At 64.3% G+C, this 15,725-nt stretch carries 13 protein-coding genes; 9 read left to right on the top strand and 4 right to left on the bottom strand.

What is annotated here, in order from left to right; genetic code table 11:
* Window positions 1–580: 580 nt before the first annotated feature.
* On the bottom strand, window positions 581–928 hold the full coding sequence (locus IPV69_RS14090; protein ID WP_206290321.1) for a hypothetical protein: 348 nt from the start codon (window positions 926–928) through the stop codon (window positions 581–583).
* A gap of 375 nt (window positions 929–1,303) precedes the next feature.
* Here IPV69_RS14090 and IPV69_RS14085 point away from each other — a divergent pair, with 375 nt between their 5' ends.
* Window positions 1,304–2,821, top strand: coding sequence for a hypothetical protein (locus IPV69_RS14085; RefSeq protein ID WP_206290320.1), 1,518 nt, complete (start codon window positions 1,304–1,306; stop codon window positions 2,819–2,821).
* Between the two features lie 147 nt (window positions 2,822–2,968).
* Here IPV69_RS14085 and IPV69_RS14080 read toward each other — a convergent pair whose 3' ends face one another.
* The 3 genes from IPV69_RS14080 to IPV69_RS14070 all read right to left on the bottom strand — a co-directional run bounded on the left by IPV69_RS14080 (window position 2,969) and on the right by IPV69_RS14070 (window position 5,967).
* Entirely contained in the window at window positions 2,969–3,901 is a 933-nt protein-coding gene (locus IPV69_RS14080; RefSeq protein WP_206290319.1) for an OmpA/MotB family protein, read from the bottom strand.
* 464 nt (window positions 3,902–4,365) lie between these two features.
* A complete protein-coding gene (locus IPV69_RS14075) occupies window positions 4,366–5,361 on the bottom strand; it encodes a MerR family transcriptional regulator (protein ID WP_206290318.1) in 996 nt (331 codons plus the stop codon).
* Between the two features lie 105 nt (window positions 5,362–5,466).
* Window positions 5,467–5,967 carry a hypothetical protein gene (locus IPV69_RS14070; RefSeq protein WP_206290317.1) on the bottom strand — a complete coding sequence of 167 codons (501 nt, stop codon included), beginning with the start codon at window positions 5,965–5,967 and terminating at the stop codon, window positions 5,467–5,469.
* Between the two features lie 501 nt (window positions 5,968–6,468).
* On the opposite strand from IPV69_RS14070, the gene IPV69_RS14065 reads away from it, so the two are divergent.
* The 8 genes from IPV69_RS14065 to IPV69_RS14030 all read left to right on the top strand — a co-directional run bounded on the left by IPV69_RS14065 (window position 6,469) and on the right by IPV69_RS14030 (window position 15,717).
* The gene (locus tag IPV69_RS14065; RefSeq protein WP_206290316.1) at window positions 6,469–7,221 is read left to right on the top strand and encodes a 3-keto-disaccharide hydrolase; all 753 of its coding nucleotides are present in this window, start codon (window positions 6,469–6,471) and stop codon (window positions 7,219–7,221) included.
* A 108-nt stretch (window positions 7,222–7,329) separates the two neighbouring features.
* Window positions 7,330–9,105, top strand: a complete 1,776-nt coding sequence (locus IPV69_RS14060; RefSeq protein WP_206290315.1) for a hypothetical protein — start codon at window positions 7,330–7,332, stop codon at window positions 9,103–9,105.
* A gap of 533 nt (window positions 9,106–9,638) precedes the next feature.
* Complete coding sequence (locus IPV69_RS14055) at window positions 9,639–11,060, top strand: phage terminase large subunit family protein (protein ID WP_206290314.1); 1,422 nt, start codon at window positions 9,639–9,641, stop codon at window positions 11,058–11,060.
* A gap of 112 nt (window positions 11,061–11,172) precedes the next feature.
* A complete protein-coding gene (locus tag IPV69_RS14050; RefSeq protein ID WP_206290313.1) occupies window positions 11,173–12,723 on the top strand; it encodes a phage portal protein in 1,551 nt (516 codons plus the stop codon).
* Between the two features lie 113 nt (window positions 12,724–12,836).
* Window positions 12,837–13,595: a hypothetical protein gene (locus IPV69_RS14045; protein WP_206290312.1), complete on the top strand. Its 759-nt coding sequence runs from the start codon at window positions 12,837–12,839 to the stop codon at window positions 13,593–13,595.
* 132 nt (window positions 13,596–13,727) lie between these two features.
* Window positions 13,728–14,633 carry a major capsid protein gene (locus IPV69_RS14040; RefSeq protein WP_206290311.1) on the top strand — a complete coding sequence of 302 codons (906 nt, stop codon included), beginning with the start codon at window positions 13,728–13,730 and terminating at the stop codon, window positions 14,631–14,633.
* 91 nt (window positions 14,634–14,724) lie between these two features.
* Complete coding sequence (locus tag IPV69_RS14035; RefSeq protein ID WP_206290310.1) at window positions 14,725–15,105, top strand: hypothetical protein; 381 nt, start codon at window positions 14,725–14,727, stop codon at window positions 15,103–15,105.
* Between the two features lie 102 nt (window positions 15,106–15,207).
* Window positions 15,208–15,717 carry a DnaT-like ssDNA-binding protein gene (locus IPV69_RS14030; protein WP_206290309.1) on the top strand — a complete coding sequence of 170 codons (510 nt, stop codon included), beginning with the start codon at window positions 15,208–15,210 and terminating at the stop codon, window positions 15,715–15,717.
* Window positions 15,718–15,725: the final 8 nt, after the last annotated feature.

Below are 15,725 nucleotides of genomic sequence, written 5' to 3'. Positions count from 1 at the left end.
GATTTCGTTTCCGCGAGGCTCGAAACGCCGGGACGGGAACCCCAATCCAAGGCACCCCGAGGGGCACCAGGAAATCGTGAGGCAACCGAGAGTCGCGGCGATCCGAGAACCGCTCCGCGAGCGGAGACGGCACCGTCGCAGTAACAACGGGTGTGCCGCACCGGCCACAATTCGCCAACTTCAGCGCAAGCCTTTGTATCAATTGATTTTAGGAGACGCATCGTCCAAGCCCGCCCCGTACGCTCCCGGTGACACGGCTGTCAGGCTGGCAGGAGCGCTGAACCCCCGCGCAGAAGCCTTTGCCAATGTGGCAGGCGGCGAGCAGACGCGTTCACGCATGCGACCATTGGCGGCGCGATACAGACCCCGACCGCCACGAAATGCTTGAAAGTCGTGCCGGAAGTCACCCCATTGACATGCCATCGACGCCGGACAGGCACCAACAAAAGAGCCCGCCGTCGGTGGTCGACGGCGGGCTCCTTCGAACGTTCTGGTGTGCTATGCCTAAGACCTTGGACGACAGATGAGCCGAGATGCAATTCACGGCATTCGGTTGGTAGTTCTCAAATCGGTGGGCCGCTCAGCGGGCCGCAGCGAGCTTCTTTCGCTTCTTTTCCGGCTTTTCCACGTCCTTGCGGCTTGCCTTGGTCGTCTTGCCGGGGGTACGGGAGGAAACCGACGGCTCGGCGGACTTTTTGTCCGACTTCTTCTCGACCGGGCCACGGAACTTGCGGTATTCCGGCGTGAAGTGAGCGGCGAGGTCAAACCCCAGGACGAGAACGCCTGCGTTCGACAGCATACGGGCGGCTGCTTCCGCCTGCGTGCGGTTCAGGCCGACCTTGTGTCCCATCTCCGCAGGATCGAAGCTGCCGCGAAGACCGACCGCCTTAACCGCCTGTTCGAGCAACTTCTGCGCTTCATTTGTCATGCGGCGGATTGTACCAGCAGGCCGATGTATTCTCGCCGAGAAGAATTTGCAGATTTCAAGAATTTTCTGTCATTCATCTTCACGCAGCCGTCCGACGGGTGTCTTACAGGCAAACCAGCCCGTAACTCTGAAGTGCCCCAAGTACCGACTTTGCGCAATTTTGCTTTTTAATGGCCGATGTCTCACGAGCTATCCCGCGCCGGCAAGACCGCGGGTGGTGGGTCCTCAATCTCGGCGGGCATCGGGCCCGAATACGGCCTTGAATTTTCGAATAGACCCGGTTTCACCTGATCAGGGTGTCGTTTTCTCAAGCCAACTTCGCAAAAGCTTGTACAATGGTCGGCAGAAACCGCCTACCTTGCCCGGAGCGAACATATGACCTCGCATCGCCCATCGGTCCGACTTCCTGCCCTGCTGGCTTCTGCGATTGCGGCGGCATTGGCATCGCCGTCGCTCGCGGCCCCGAATTCGGCAGCGGCCCCGGCAACATCAGAGCCCGTCTTCCCGCACTACCTCCTGCAAGATTCGCAGCCGGCGACCGAACCCGCCAAGGCCGTGCTCCTTGAAGTCAAGGTCATGGAGGTCAAGGGCAGCGTCATGGTCAGCACCGACGATGGCAAGACTTTCAAAAAGGCTGCCGTCGGCGAAACCTATAACACCGGCGCCGTCTTCCGCACCGGACTGCGATCGGCGGTTACCTGCCGGATCGGCGGCGAGCAGATGTTTACGCTCGAATCGCTGAGCACGGTACGCGTGGAAGAAGCAAGCCGTGCCGGCGGCAAGGAAAAAACAGACCTGATGATGAAGTACGGCGCCGCCAGCTACGGCATCGAAGCCGCCGGCCGCGAGTATGACGCGGTCATCCGCACGCCAGGCAGCACCATGGCGATTCGCGGTACGGTGGTTCGCATCTACGACCGCGCCGGCTTCTCCCCGCAGGCGGAAAGCTATACCGGCCGCGCCTTGTTCCGCACGGCCCGCGGCTCCACGTTCATCGGCGGCAAGAGCTACAGCGTCGCCAGCGGCATCAAGGGATCGGCCGCCGAAACAGCACTGGCCAACAGCACCGTCGATCCGTCGATCGCCGCGGCCCGCACCCAGAACGAATCGACGGTGATCTCCCAGCAGCTCAGCTCCGGCGGCGTGCTCGGGTTTGATAACCGCGCGAGCATCCCCGTGATTCGCGGCGGCGGACCTCTCCCCGATACCTCGCTGCCGGGCGCGCTGCCCGGTCGCCTGAGCTTCGCCCTTCGGTGGGACAGCCAGGCCGACCTCAACTTCATCGTCGATAACCAGGCCGGCGACTCGACGAACATCGTGCTCAGCGGCTTCCGCCCGGAAGAAATCCTCTTCCCGGGTTACGGCCTGAATGTCAGTACCTCCGGCGGACTGATTCCTTTCGATCACCGTGGCGGCAAGAACGGCGGTACCGAAATCGCCTACTGGCAGAACAGCTTCCCGCAGGGGGTTTATGGAGTCGGCGTCCTGCACGCCACCGGCGGCACCACCAACTTCAAGATCAACGCCTTCCTCGACGGCGAGGCACTGCCGATCTTTACATTCGATGCCGAGGGAAACGTTATTCGCGTCAATACGCTCAAGGGCACCATCGGCCCCGATGGCACCGACGGCGCGATCCTCTTTGTTCCCCGTAACGAGCTGTTCGAAACCATCGCAACCCCCGGCGACGACGAAGTCACCACCCAGGCCATTGCCCGCTCGCTAGCCGCGATCCGGACCGGCGGCAACACGAAGAGTGCCCCCTCACTGTCCAAAGGTTTTCCGTCACACCCGGTCGTCGGACCGACCAACAACCAGGTCACGACGCTCAGTAAATCAGCCTCGAAGCAGCTGAAGGCCGGCGAGGCCAGGAAAGCCCAGAAGACTCGATAGACACGGGGCGACTCGATCGACAGCCGAGTTGCTTCCGACCGGCTTCAAGTCGCGAACCGTCTACAAGTCAAAGCGCAAGCAAACGCCCAGGGACAGCCGTCCCTGGGCGTTTTATTTCAGTCTCTTTCTCCGCCGCCAGCGCTCGGATTACTTGTTGATCGCGGCACCGCGATCAACATCAGCCCGGCCACCCTGGATCGGGGTGATGTCCTTGTTCAGCGACGGCTTTGCCGGAACCGGCTTCATCGTCACCGGGGCCGACGGAGCGATCGGAGCGGGGGTGCCGCTGACCGTCGTCGGGAGGATGAACACCTCGACGCGGCGATTGCGGGCCTTGTTGGCATCGCTGTCGTTCGCGGCGACCGGCTTCTGGTCGGCGTATCCGGCGACCATCATGCGGTTCGACTGCACACCGACCGTACGCAGTTCCTGGCTGACCGCAATCGCGCGGTGGGCCGACAGGTACCAGTTATCCAGGTGGCCGTTCTTCTTGGTCACCGGGTTGCTCACCGGAACGTTGTCGGTGTGGCCGCAGACGAGCAGTTCGTGCTGGCTTGCCATCGGTCCGTTGAGGATCGCCGCGAGCTTGTCGATGACCGTCTTGGCTTCGGGCTTCACGACGGCGCTTCCGGCCGAGAATGTGACGTCGCTCTTGAACTTCACAAGGCCCTTGGCTTCGTCGAACTCGACGACATCGGGGTTCTGCTGGGCGAAAGTCGTGAGCTCGCTGACGAGCTGGATCGGCAGCGACGACGTACCGGCCTTACCGATGTTGCTCATCGCCAGCTGGTACTTGCCGTTCATCTCTTCGAGCTGGCGCGTCAGCTCGGTGATCTGCGAACCCTGATTACGGATCAGGGTCTCCTGGCTTTCGTGGTATTGGCGAAGCTTCTCGACCTGGCCCTGGGTCAGCTCTGCCTTGGCGTTGGCCGACATCAGGTTGGCCTCGGCCGCCGAGAGCTGCGCATCGGATTGCTCCGCACGCATGCGCTGGGCCTGGTACTTCTCCGAAGAGACGCAGCCGGTGCCGAGTGCGAGGAAGGAAAGACCGAGAACCGCGAAGTGATGCATCCTTGCCATGAGCTGGCCTCCATGCTCTTGCGCGAGTCGAATCGCCAGTTGTGTGAACCGCGTGCGATAGCCTCGCACGTCAACCGGCCACGACGAATCGGTCGCTGGTACAGTTTGTCAGATCAAAAAAAGCCCGATGGCCAAAAAGAAGTGGTAGGCGTTCGCAGGAAGCCCGACTCCGTTCCGGCTTGGCTGATAGTTTGGGCAACCGGTCCGATAATTGCAAGTAGATACGGCGGAAATTGCGCTTTTTCGTAGGGAAAGAAGAGATCACCACGGAGGCACAGAGACACGGAGACACGGGGGGTAACTCGACTACACGTCGGAACAGGCCAAACAGAGAATGCAGGCAGACACGCGCAAATGTTGCATGTCTACCTGCATTCCTGGTTCAGTCCTGATGGATCTGAAGGCACCGAAGTCGAGGTGGCCTCCGTGTCTCCGTGCCTCCGTGGTGATCTCCCGTCGTTTCCTTACCGCTTGCCGAGCCGGCCGAGGATCAGGCCGAAGATGAAGAAGAACAGCACGCCGCCGAAACCGATGCCGGCGCCCATCCACATGTTGATCTTCTTGGTCTCGAACCAGAGCACCGCATCCGGCCGGGTGCCGAGCATGGCGGAGATCAGGACGAACAGGCCGAAGATGCAGACCAGGCTGGCCGCAAGCGCCGCGCCGCCGAAGGCGGGCGCCAAGGCGTCAGGCTTTTCGATGTAGACGGGGGCAGCAGGGGCGCGAGGGGTCGCAGGGACGTCTTCAAACGCCGCACCGAGGCTGCCTTCGCCCTGATCGAGCGGGCCGTAGCCGGCGCCGCGACGCATCGGCGGGGCCGCCTGCGGGGTGATTTCGTCGAGCACTGCACCCAGGCTTGTGTCGTCGCTTTCGCGGGTCAGGTCGAGCAGACCCGAGCCCGAGCCGACGGCCTGCAGGTCGATCTGGTCGGTAAATGCGCCGGTGATAGCCGTCTGCGCCATCGGGTCGACGTGTTCGACGTCGTCGCCACCGAAGACATTGATGCCCGCACCGCTGCGGCCGGACATCGAGCCCGACAGGCCGGTGCCACTCGGGCCACCCGCGCCAGCGCGAACCGGGCCGGGCGACGGCATGCCGCCGAGCGAACCCGAGAGGCCGAGGTCGGCCGCCAGGGCCGTGTCGTCCTTCATTTTCAGCGAGCCGCTCGAGCCTTCGCTGTCGGAGAGGGTGATGCTGGTGCCGCTGGCACCGGTGGTATCGACCAGGCCGATCAGACCGCCGGAGTCGGAGACGCCCAGGTCAACCTGATCCATGCCGGCCCCGATGCCGCCGCCGACTTCGGCGCGAAGCTGTTCGACCTGGTCGGCCTTGAACATCAGGCGCGGGCCGTCGCGGAACTCGCGCAGCCGGCCCTCGCGGGCGAACTGGCGGATTTCGTCCTCGGACTTGCCGAGGGCCGACTTGGCCTCTTCCATCGTGTAGAACATCTTGGCCATCATGGGGCACTACTCCTGCGGGACTTTCGACGGCTGACTCTCGATCAACGAACGTGGACTTTTGCTAACGCCGACATTCCAGGCTCGGCGTTCCACTTTCAACAAGAACTAGCCTTGCGGATTGATATCGCTCGGCTTGGGCACAAAATCTTTATCGCCGGGCTGCGGCGGACGATCCAACGGGCGTTCGCCAGTGGGACCTGCGGGGGCACCCTGCTGGGTTCCCGGGGCACCGGGCGTACCTGTCCTGGGCTCATCAGCCCTCGGGACAATCGGCCCGCCGCCATTCTCGCCGGGCTGGCCGCGGATCGGGGCGTTCTGCAAGTTGACCAGCCGCTTCACCTCTTCCGGCGAGGGACTGGTGTTGTATTCCAGCAACTGCCGGTCATGACCGATAAACCGTGACGCCACCAGCAGTAACTGCTTGCGCCCGGGAACATACTCGTACGCACAAAGCGTCTGGCGGTCCACGTCCATGACGTAGCAGCCCCAGATATTGATCGCGAACTGCCCCGGCATCAGGTAGAGGCCGTTGCCACCCGCGATCGGCTGGGCACCAGGTGCAGGTGCTGCCGCGAACGCTGCCGAACCCGAATTCCGAGACAACACCGCAGCCAGAACACACGCAAGCAAAGCCGCGTTCAGGTACAGCGCGACAACCAGAGGCGATCGCCTATGGCGGCGGCGAAGCGTCTGCCGACTCGGCATCTTCACCAAACCCTTCAGAAATCAAGGGAAACAACACATCCGCCGGCCAAATCTCGCCTCGTGCGAGGTCCGTTCACGCCAAGTATACCGGGGGAAGTGGAGGTCGCAACAGATTTGTGGCAGCCAGATGTTGTGCGCCGGTCCGCCGTGGGCGCGACCCATATCCCGGTGGATATTGGGGTTGCAGCCTTCCGGCCGCGATTCCCGCTGTACAAACGCAGCTTGCTGGCCAAGGACGGGGGAGGCGGCTCACGCCGGCCCGACATCGCAATCGCCCGTCCGCGACCCGGGGCTCCCACATGTACTGCAAATCGTTCGTCCGCCACAATCCACACCGGCTGCTGTATTCAAACTGCACAGGCCGCTGTCGGCCTTGTATCGCATCTTCCCCGAGGAGCATCCATGCCCCGCTTCGTCGCGTTTCTTGCCCTTCTGCTGATCACCGCCCCGGTCTCGTTTGCCCAATACGAAGGCACCGGCGATCTGAAGATCGCCAAGCCGGAGGATAAGCAGGATGTCGCGTCCACGCCGCCGCCCGCCGGGGCGATCGTGCTCTTCAACGGCAAGAATCTGGACGCCTGGTGCAAGAAGGACCTCAAGGTCGTCGAAGGCAAGGCCGAACCCAAGGCCGCCGAGTGGCCACTGGTTGACGGCGGGGCGATGCAGGTCAAGGGTGGCGACATCATGACCCGCCAGACCTTCGGCAGCTTCAAGCTTCATGTCGAGTTCCGCACGCCCTACATGCCCAAGGCCAGCGGCCAGGGACGCGGTAACTCCGGCGTCTACATGCACGGGCGATACGAAGTCCAGGTCCTCGACAGCTACGGCATCCCCAAGGAAAAGCTCGCCCAGGGCGACTGCGGCGGCATCTACGGCATCAAGTCCTCCAGCGAAAACGCCTGCAAGGCGCCCACCGTCTGGCAGAGCTACGACGTCGATTTCACCGCACCGAAGTTCGAGAACGGCAAGCGCGTCGCCAACGGCCGAATCACCGTCGTGCAGAACGGCGTGAAGATCCACGACAACGTCGAGATCACCAAGGACAACACCACCAGCGGCATGGGCGGCGACCCGGCGACCCCCGGCCCCATCGTGCTGCAGGACCACGGCAACCCGGTGCAATACCGCAACATCTGGATTGTGCCGGTGAAGTGATTACCGTTAGAAAAGTCCGGGTCATCGCAAAGCATTCATCCGCCGCGGCAGCCGCCAGTCGCTTCGCGGTTTCGCGCTGAAGCGAACGCCTGAACCTGGATTCGCCGGATGGCAGACGCCGGGCCAACTTCCTTTCTCGTCGTCGAAGAGCTGTTCGCCGCCGGCAGCCCACAGTTCTTGCCGGCACTGCGAACCTTCGTCGATCCCGCCCCGATGGCGGCGTTCGCCGAGAAGTGGCTCCGCGATCCGCGGCCCTGGGCACGCGAGCAGATGCTCGCGTACATCGACCTGCCGCTGAACGCCGGCAATCACAACTCGCTCGTCAAGCGGCTCTTCAAAGGAGCCGAGGCTCGCCAGGATGACCTGCTGCTGTCGGCCTGGGCGGTGAGCTTCGATCGGCTTGTCCGGCGGGTCCGCAGGAAGAGATGGCGGTGGGACTACACCTCGCGCATGAGTGTGCCCGAAGAACGCCTGATCTCACCGGAAGATCGTCTTCACTACTTTCCCGGCCATCGTTACAGGGAGCCAGGAAGCGGCCAGTGGATCGTCTACGGCCAGCTCGGCTGGCGCGGGAGGCGCCTGTTCTCGCACCACACCCGCCACTACCTACGCCGTCGCGCCTGGCGGTACTTCCGCCACCTCGGCCATCGCCGTCCCACTGACTACGTTCCCGCCGTCGCCGCGATGATCGGCAGCTACACCGACGCCGACCTCGCCACCGGCGACAACCTCATGGACTGCTGGTCGCTCCTGCACGCCTGCTTCGGCGAAAGCGAATCGATCGCCTTCACGACGCATCGCACCAAGCTCGTCGGCGGACCGTCGTTGGCCAATCTCGCCGCCGCACCCGCCTTTGGTGCGCTCTGGCAGAACAGCGCGGCCGCCCCCCAACTGCTCTCGCTGCTCACCGCCGCCCGATCGACGTTCGCCCGCGTCTGGTCCATTGATCTGCTCCGCCGCTGGCATGCCGAGGCACTCGTCGGCCTGCCGGTCGAACAAGTCGCGCCGCTGCTGGCCCACCCCGACGAAGCCGTCTGGTCGATCGGCATCGAACTGTTCGAGAAGGCGTCAGGGCTTGAATCACTTCCGTTCGACCGCTGGTTCCGCTTGCTGCAGAACAGGAACCTCACCGTGCTCGATGCCGTCGCGCGCCTGATGATGCGGCACGTCACGCCGGCATCGGTGTCGCTCTTCGACGCGATCAACCTGGCGAAAACCGAAGCCGCCCCTGTCGCGCGGCTCGGGTTGAACTTTCTCCAGGGTCGGTCGATCGACCCGTCACAACTGCGGCAGGCACTGGTGCACCTGGCCGATGCCCGATGCGCCGCCGTCGGCTACGACATCGGCACCTGGGCACTGGGCCATCTCGGTGTCGCCGGCGTTTACAACGTCGACACCGTCACCCGGTTCTTCGACAGCCTGCTGCCCGAGATCCGCGCTGCCGCCCGCGACTGGCTCGCGAGCGCAACCAAGCCCTCCGCCGGCTGGCACGACCCGGCCCTCTGGTCTCGCCTGGTCGAATCGCCTTTCGAAGACATCCGGCTGTTCCTCGTCGATGTGCTGCAACAACGCCAGAACCTCCCGGGCGCGACTGACGACGCGATCACCTTTCTCTGGACTGGCGTCCTGCTGAACATCCATCGCGGCGGCCGCCGAAAGCTGACCGCCCTGCGGCAGATCAGCGATGCGATCCGTCAAACACCGGCTCGCGCCGAGATGCTGATTCCCGTCCTCGCCGCCGCCATCCGGTCGGTGCGCGTTCCTGAAACCCGCGCCGGTCTGTCGGCGATTGTCGGCGCGGTCGCGGCCCGCCCCGAACTCGCCGATACCGTCCGACGCCAACTGCCCGAACTTGATCTCAGCCCCACACCCATCGAGGCCTGATCGGCGTGGCACGACGGGGTGTAACTCGTGTTTTCGGCATTATTCCGGGTGCCATGGGCTGGCGTACTCGCCTGCCCGTGGCGGTGTCACCGCAGTCATACCTTGCCACGGGCAGCGGAGTACGGCAGCCCATGGCACCCCGGCAACACACACACAGGCGCCAAAACTCTGCGCTACACCCGGCACGACGCGGCGACCGATTTTCTGCTTGACACAAATGCGCATGTTCGTAACATGTTTGGTATGACGTCGAGAGGAAACTGACCTCGCGTCAGCCCGCTATCGACGTGCCGGCCGCGGCGCACAACCCGGCGGCCGGCGCGTCATGGCACCTTGAATGCCGGCCTGCGGCCGGCGTACGCAGCGATCAAGAGCCTCCGCAAAACTCAGTCGTCCAACGGCAAGCTGCCCCGGGTCTTCAACCCCGCAGGTGGGCACGGCGCTCTGCTTGCGCGTGTCCGCGCGTATTGCCATCAATCGCGGTTTGCCGCGCGCCGGCGCAGTCGTTTCGTCATCGGTCGGAAGGAGCAACCATGGGATCTACACCCGACCTTTCAGGGTACGTCGCGCACCTGCTGCCTTACCAGAAGGCATGGCTTGCAGACGACCGCCCGATCTGCTTTGCTGAAAAGAGCAGGCGGATCGGGTGGACGTACGTGTCGGCATGCCGGGCGGTTTATCGACGCCTCCGGTATGGAACCGACCTGTTCTACTCCTCTGCCGACCTCACAGCCGCCCGCGAGTTCATCAAGGACTGCCGCCACTGGGCCGGCGTGTTCAACGCCGTCGGTGCCTTGTGGTCGCAGACGCTGATCGAGGAGGAAGGGATGACGGCATGGATGCTGCGATTCTGCAACGGCGCGCGGATCGTCGCCGGCAGTTCCAGCCCAACGTTCTTCCGTTCCAAGGGCGGCGACACCGAAGCCGACGAGTTCGCGTTTCACGAGCAGCCGCGGGAACTTTACAAGGCGATGCAGCCGGCGGCGCTCATCTGGGGCCACCAGATGCGCATCTGGTCAACGCACAATGGAGTAGGCTCTTTTTTTCACCAGCTTGTTCAACCGCCATTGAACAATCCGGACACCACCGCCGACAGCCTTGCGACGCCAATCACACGCCAGTCGGTCGGTCGCTATCGCGTCACGCTGGTGGACGCCGTCAACCAGGGATTGGTGGAGTGCATTCGCGGGCTGCCCGAGCCCAATCTCACCGCACGCCGCGACTTCATCGACGAAATCCGCGCCAGTTGCCCGGACGAAGCATCGTTCCGCGAGGAGTACCTCTGCGAACCCTCGGCCGACGGAGCCGCGTTGCTCGGCTATCCCCTGATTGCCGGGTGCGAAGCGGCCAACCTGCAACTGTTGGAGGTCGACACGATCGCCGGCGACGCCGCCGTCACCCCGGGTGTTCCGCAAAGCGCCGGCCCACTGTTCGCCGGCTTCGACGTCGGCCGCAAACGCGACCGCTCGGTGTTGTGGGTGGTCGAACGTCTCGGCGACGTTCTCTGGACGCGCATCGTCCGCGTGATGGGCGATGCGCCGTTCAGCGTGCAGGAACAACTGCTCGACGACCTTCTGAAGGGCCGGCGGCTGCGCCGGCTGTGCATCGATGCCACCGGCATGGGCGCGATGCTCGCCGAACGACTCGCCCAGAAACACGGTCATCGCGTCGAGCCGATCGTTTTCACAACCGACGCCAAGAGCGAACTGGCGATGCCGCTAGTGCGGCTATTCCAGGATCGCCTGGTCCGAATCCCGGCCGATGCGGCAACCCGCGACGACCTGCACAAGGTTCGGCGTACGGTGACGGCGGCACATCATGTGCGCCTGTCCGCCCCGCGCGACGCAGACGGCCATGCCGACCGCTTCTGGGCGCTGGCGCTCGCGTGCCACGCCGCCGAGCAAACGCCGGCACACCAGGCGATGAGCGTCGCCCGCAAACCCGTGGGGTGGTGAGCGGTCGCCACCAGAGGTCGAACGACAGGCGGGCACAACGAGCCGCAGCAATGCCCCACGGCCACGGATGCGGCGACGCTGCTTTTGACTGTATCTACTACAGAGGGAAAACATGCAACTCACCCGAGCCATCCCCGCCGTCTGGGTTCACACCACCGGCACCGATTACAACAACGCCCGCGCCGGCGGCTACGGCGCATTTCTGACCGATGACCAGCAGGCTCGCCTCGAGCGATTGCGCCAGGCACGTCTCCTCTACGACGGCCGCCACCGCGAGTACTTCCTGGACGAAGGGCGGACGCAGTTCGATTTTCCGCTGGTTCGGGCCGGCGATCGGCAGGTGCGGATGTACCTCACCTGCAACGTGCTGGGCCTGATCTCGCTCAAAGGCGCCGACCTGCTCTTCGGCCAGGAACCCCTACTCGTCGCCGACAACGCCGCCCAGCAAAACGCCCTGGCGCGGCTCGGCGAGCGCAGCAACCTCCACAGCCTGCTCTACGCGTGCGCCGTCGATGCCAGCTACGAAGGCGAAACCTTCCTCGAAGCCTGCGTTCACGAACGTGAAGTCCACCTGCGGCAGGTGCCGGCGGACGAGATCTTTCCCGTCGGCCGGCCCGGCCCCGACAGCCAGTACAACGCCTACGCCCGCTACCGCATCCGCAATGCCGGCACCGACTCGTCCCCGCTCCACCTGCTCCTCGAAGTCCTCTATCTGCCCGGGCGAATCGAACGACGGTGCTATCAGCTCGACGACGACGGCGGCCGTCGTGAGGTCGAGCTGAGCAGCTGGATCGCGGGGACTGCGAGTCATGACGCACAAAGCGATGGCACGGCCGTATCGTCGTACTCCACGACACCACCGCGCCAAACCGGCGTCACGCTCGCTCCCGTCACCCGTACCGGCATCCCGTTCCCGACGATCACCTGGATTCCCAACCAGCTCGTGCGCTGCTGCCCGGTCAGCGACTACGACGGCGCGATCGAGCTGCAGGACGCGCTCAACGCCAAGAACAGCCAGGTCGGCAGGGTGCTGCTGAAGCACGCCGACCCGCGCATGGTCTTCCCGGAAGAAGCGTTCACCGCAGACGGCAACGTACGGTCGGACCATGAAGTCTTCGCGTTCAGCGACGCCAAAAAGATCCCGCAGTACATCACCTGGAACGCCGAGCTGGGCCATGCGATGGCTGACCGCGCGTTCGTACTGAACCAGTTGCTCGTGCGGACCGAGACATCGCCGGTGCTGCTGGGACTGAAGGAAGGTGCCGCGCCGGATGCCTACCGAAAGGTCCGGCTCGAGAGCTTCAACTCGCTGACGAAAGCGGCCCGAAAGGCGGCATACTGGAAAGCCGGCATCCGCCGGGCGATCGCCGTCGCGCAGATGCTCGAGAACACGCTACCCGGCGTACGGTACCCCCAGAGACCGATCGGCGTGACCCTTCGCGACGGCATCCCCCAGGACGACAAAGACACCGCCGACCGCCTGTCCGTCCTCCGCGCCGCCGGCCTGATCTCGCTTCAGCGGGCCGTGGAAGAGCAGCTAGGCGACCCCGCCGCCGTGCAACGCGAGTTGCAACGGCTGGAACTCCAAGCCCCCTTCACAGACATCCCAGTCACCTCCTCCGGTACCCACATCCCCTCCTCCGGTACTCCGGGGGAGGGCTAGGGAGGGGGTTGCCACCGACGACGCTCCCCTTAACACCCAACAAAGCCACTTATAGATCACCTGTACAGCATACAACCAATTACGCGTCTCAAGACACCCCAACAGGACTCACCATGCCGTTCCGATTCTTCACCCTCTTCAAACGTCCGCTGCATGCCAGCGGCAGAAAGGCACTCGCTATGTCACAGACCTCGACCCCCGCAACTCCGCCGGACGACCGGCTCAGCCGATTGATCGATGCCGTCGGTCAGCTTTCCCGCCAGCAGCAAACCCTGCTCGACGGACTCAAAGCGTCACCGACGCCGTCGCCGGCGCCCAACCCGTTGGCCACGGCTTCCTCGTCACCGGCCGTCAGCCCGGCCGACCTCCGCGCGTTCGTCGCCGACCTGTTCCGCCAGCACTCGGCGACGGCGGCTCGATCGATCGCCCGCGACGAGTACCTCCGGCAGCACCTGTCCGATCTTCCCGAAGCGTACAGAAGGCTCATGCCTAAGACAGCCGACGACGCCACGCTTGCCGACGCGGAACAGAAAGTCCGCCGGCAGTTCCGCGACGACCTGCGATCGGCCGGGCAGGGCGGTCGCAGTCCGGCGACTCAGCCGGCAGCGCCCTCGGCGCCGGACGTCGGGTTCGATCCGCCGGAAGACTTCTTCGGCACCGACCCCGGCGGCCAATCGCCCGCTGCCGCGATCGACTACAGCAAGCTCTCCCCCATGCAGCAGATCGCGCTGGGCCTGAGAGGATCGCCGTCCAAAGCCACTCCCGCCGCCGAAGCCGGATCGAATCGTCATCCCCGCGATGCGCGCAGCGATCAGCGCGCACCCGCGCCCGACGTCCTCGACGGCGAGCCGCTCTTTGTCGGCGCAGATTAACTGCATCTACTCTATTCGAAAGACATTAGGAGGCCTGGGCATGAGGTCATGCCCGCGCCTTTGCGTGCCTGATCGTCAACTCAACAGGCAAGCGAACTTGCCCGCTCCACAGTTCAAGAAAGGAAAACTCCCATGGCTATCTCGCTACTCGATTTCGCCAACCAGTCCCGCTCGCCAATGCGGCGGGGCATCATCCAGGAGATCACCAACGAGTCGATCTTCCTCAAGATCCTCCGCTTCGTCCCCGTGGACGGGTTCGCGTACACCTACAACCGCCAATCCGCGCTCGGTGGCATCGCATTCCGCGGGCTCAACGACTCCTACACCGAAGACGCCGGCGTGGTGAACCCGCAGGTGGAGTCGCTGTCGATCTTCGGCGGCGAAGTCCGCACCGACCGCCAGATCGTCAACAAGCAAGGCGACGCCGCCCGCGCCAACGCGATCGCCGCCAAAGTGAAAAAGGCCGGCCTCTTCTTCGACCGCTACGTCATCAAAGGCGATCCCACCGTCGATCCGCTGCAGTTCTACGGGCTCAACGGGCGTCTGACCGGCAGCCAGGTGCTGACCGTGGCGGCCAACGGCGGGCCGCTTACGCTGGAACTGCTCGACGAGGCGCTCGACAGCGTCGTCGGGTCCAACAGCCGCAAGGTCATCATCTGCAACAAGGCCGTCCGCCGGCAGATCACCGCACTGGTTCGCGACGCCGCCGGCGGGGCGGCGATGAGCGAGATCGGCGCGCAGGTTCGCGAGTACGACGGCGCTCCCATCCAGGTGCTCGACGAGGACGGCGACGAAACCCCCATCCTCGACTTCAACGAAACCCAGGGAAGCTCGAACGTCACCACGAGCCTGTACGTCATCCGCCCCGGCAGCGACGTCGACGGCGAACACGTCCAGGGCCTGATCGGCAGCAAGATGATCGAGCACGTCTCGGTCGGCCTGCTCGGCACCTACTACAGCGACCTGGTCGAATCCGCGATCGGCATGGGCATGTTCCACCCCCGCGCGGCCAGCCGAATCAAGGGCATTACGGCGTAGGAAACTGTCATTTGTCACTGGTCACTGGTTCGCGCGACAAGTGACCGATCATTCAGTTGCATTTACACCATTTACATAAAAGGAATCTCCCATGTCATCTCCCATTGTTCCCACCCCGCAGGACGCCCGCCTGTTGCTGCAGGACACTGTCACCAAGACCGCTACATTCAACTCGACCGCACTGGATCTAGGCGCGGGGTACGCGCCCGGGGGGCCCGGCCGGCGCATGACGGCGCTGGTCGCCGTCGTCAGCCGCGACACCGACGACGGCAACGAGGCCTACACCTTCACCCTCCAGGAGTCGTCGGACAACGCCACTTTCGCCGCGTGCGGCGTCGGAACAGTCGCGGTCTCCACCGGTGTTACCGTGGTCCGCGGCGTCAGCACCAAGCGGTACATCCGACTGGTCCTGACGACCTCGGGCACAACGCCTTCCATCACTTACAAGGCGTGGCTCAACCCGCTGCCTTAGCACTGGCACCGCTGCAGCGTCTCCGGGGCCGCCGGCCGAACCCACCGTCTCGCCGGCGGCCCCATTTCCCGAGTGTCATCATCGCAACCCACGAGGTGCACCATGCCCGAACCCGTCATTCCTGCGGCCGCGTATTTGTCCCTTGCTGACGCCGACACCCTCGCCGATGCACTTCCGGAACTGGCCGCATACAAGGCAGTGACCGACGACGAGAAGTCGGCCGCGCTATTGCAGGCGACGATCGATATCGATTCGGCGATGTCCTACCAGGGCCGTCGCTACGACGCCGATCAGCCGCGCGAGTTTCCCCGCAGCTTCGACAGCGACCCGGCCGTAACGCCATCGCGCGTCTGGGACTGGGACGACGACACCCAGTCGGCGGTCGTCCCGGCAAGCGTGAAGCGCGCCGCGCTCTACCAGGCCGATGCCATTCTCGCCGGCGACCGCGAATTGCGCCTTTCGGCCCAGCACGACGGCGTCGTCTACGAGCAGACCGGCGCGCTCGCCGAAAGCTACAAGTCGACGTCCGGCCCCGGGGTGCGTTCGGGACTCTGCCGCCGGGCGTGGATCGTGCTACGCCGCTACCGCCTGCAAAGCGGCCGACTGCTGTGAGCAGGATC

This window comes from Humisphaera borealis, from assembly GCF_015169395.1.
In the GTDB taxonomy this organism is placed as follows: Bacteria; Planctomycetota; Phycisphaerae; order Tepidisphaerales; family Tepidisphaeraceae; genus Humisphaera; species Humisphaera borealis.
This window is presented reverse-complemented; position numbering and strand designations above follow the sequence as displayed.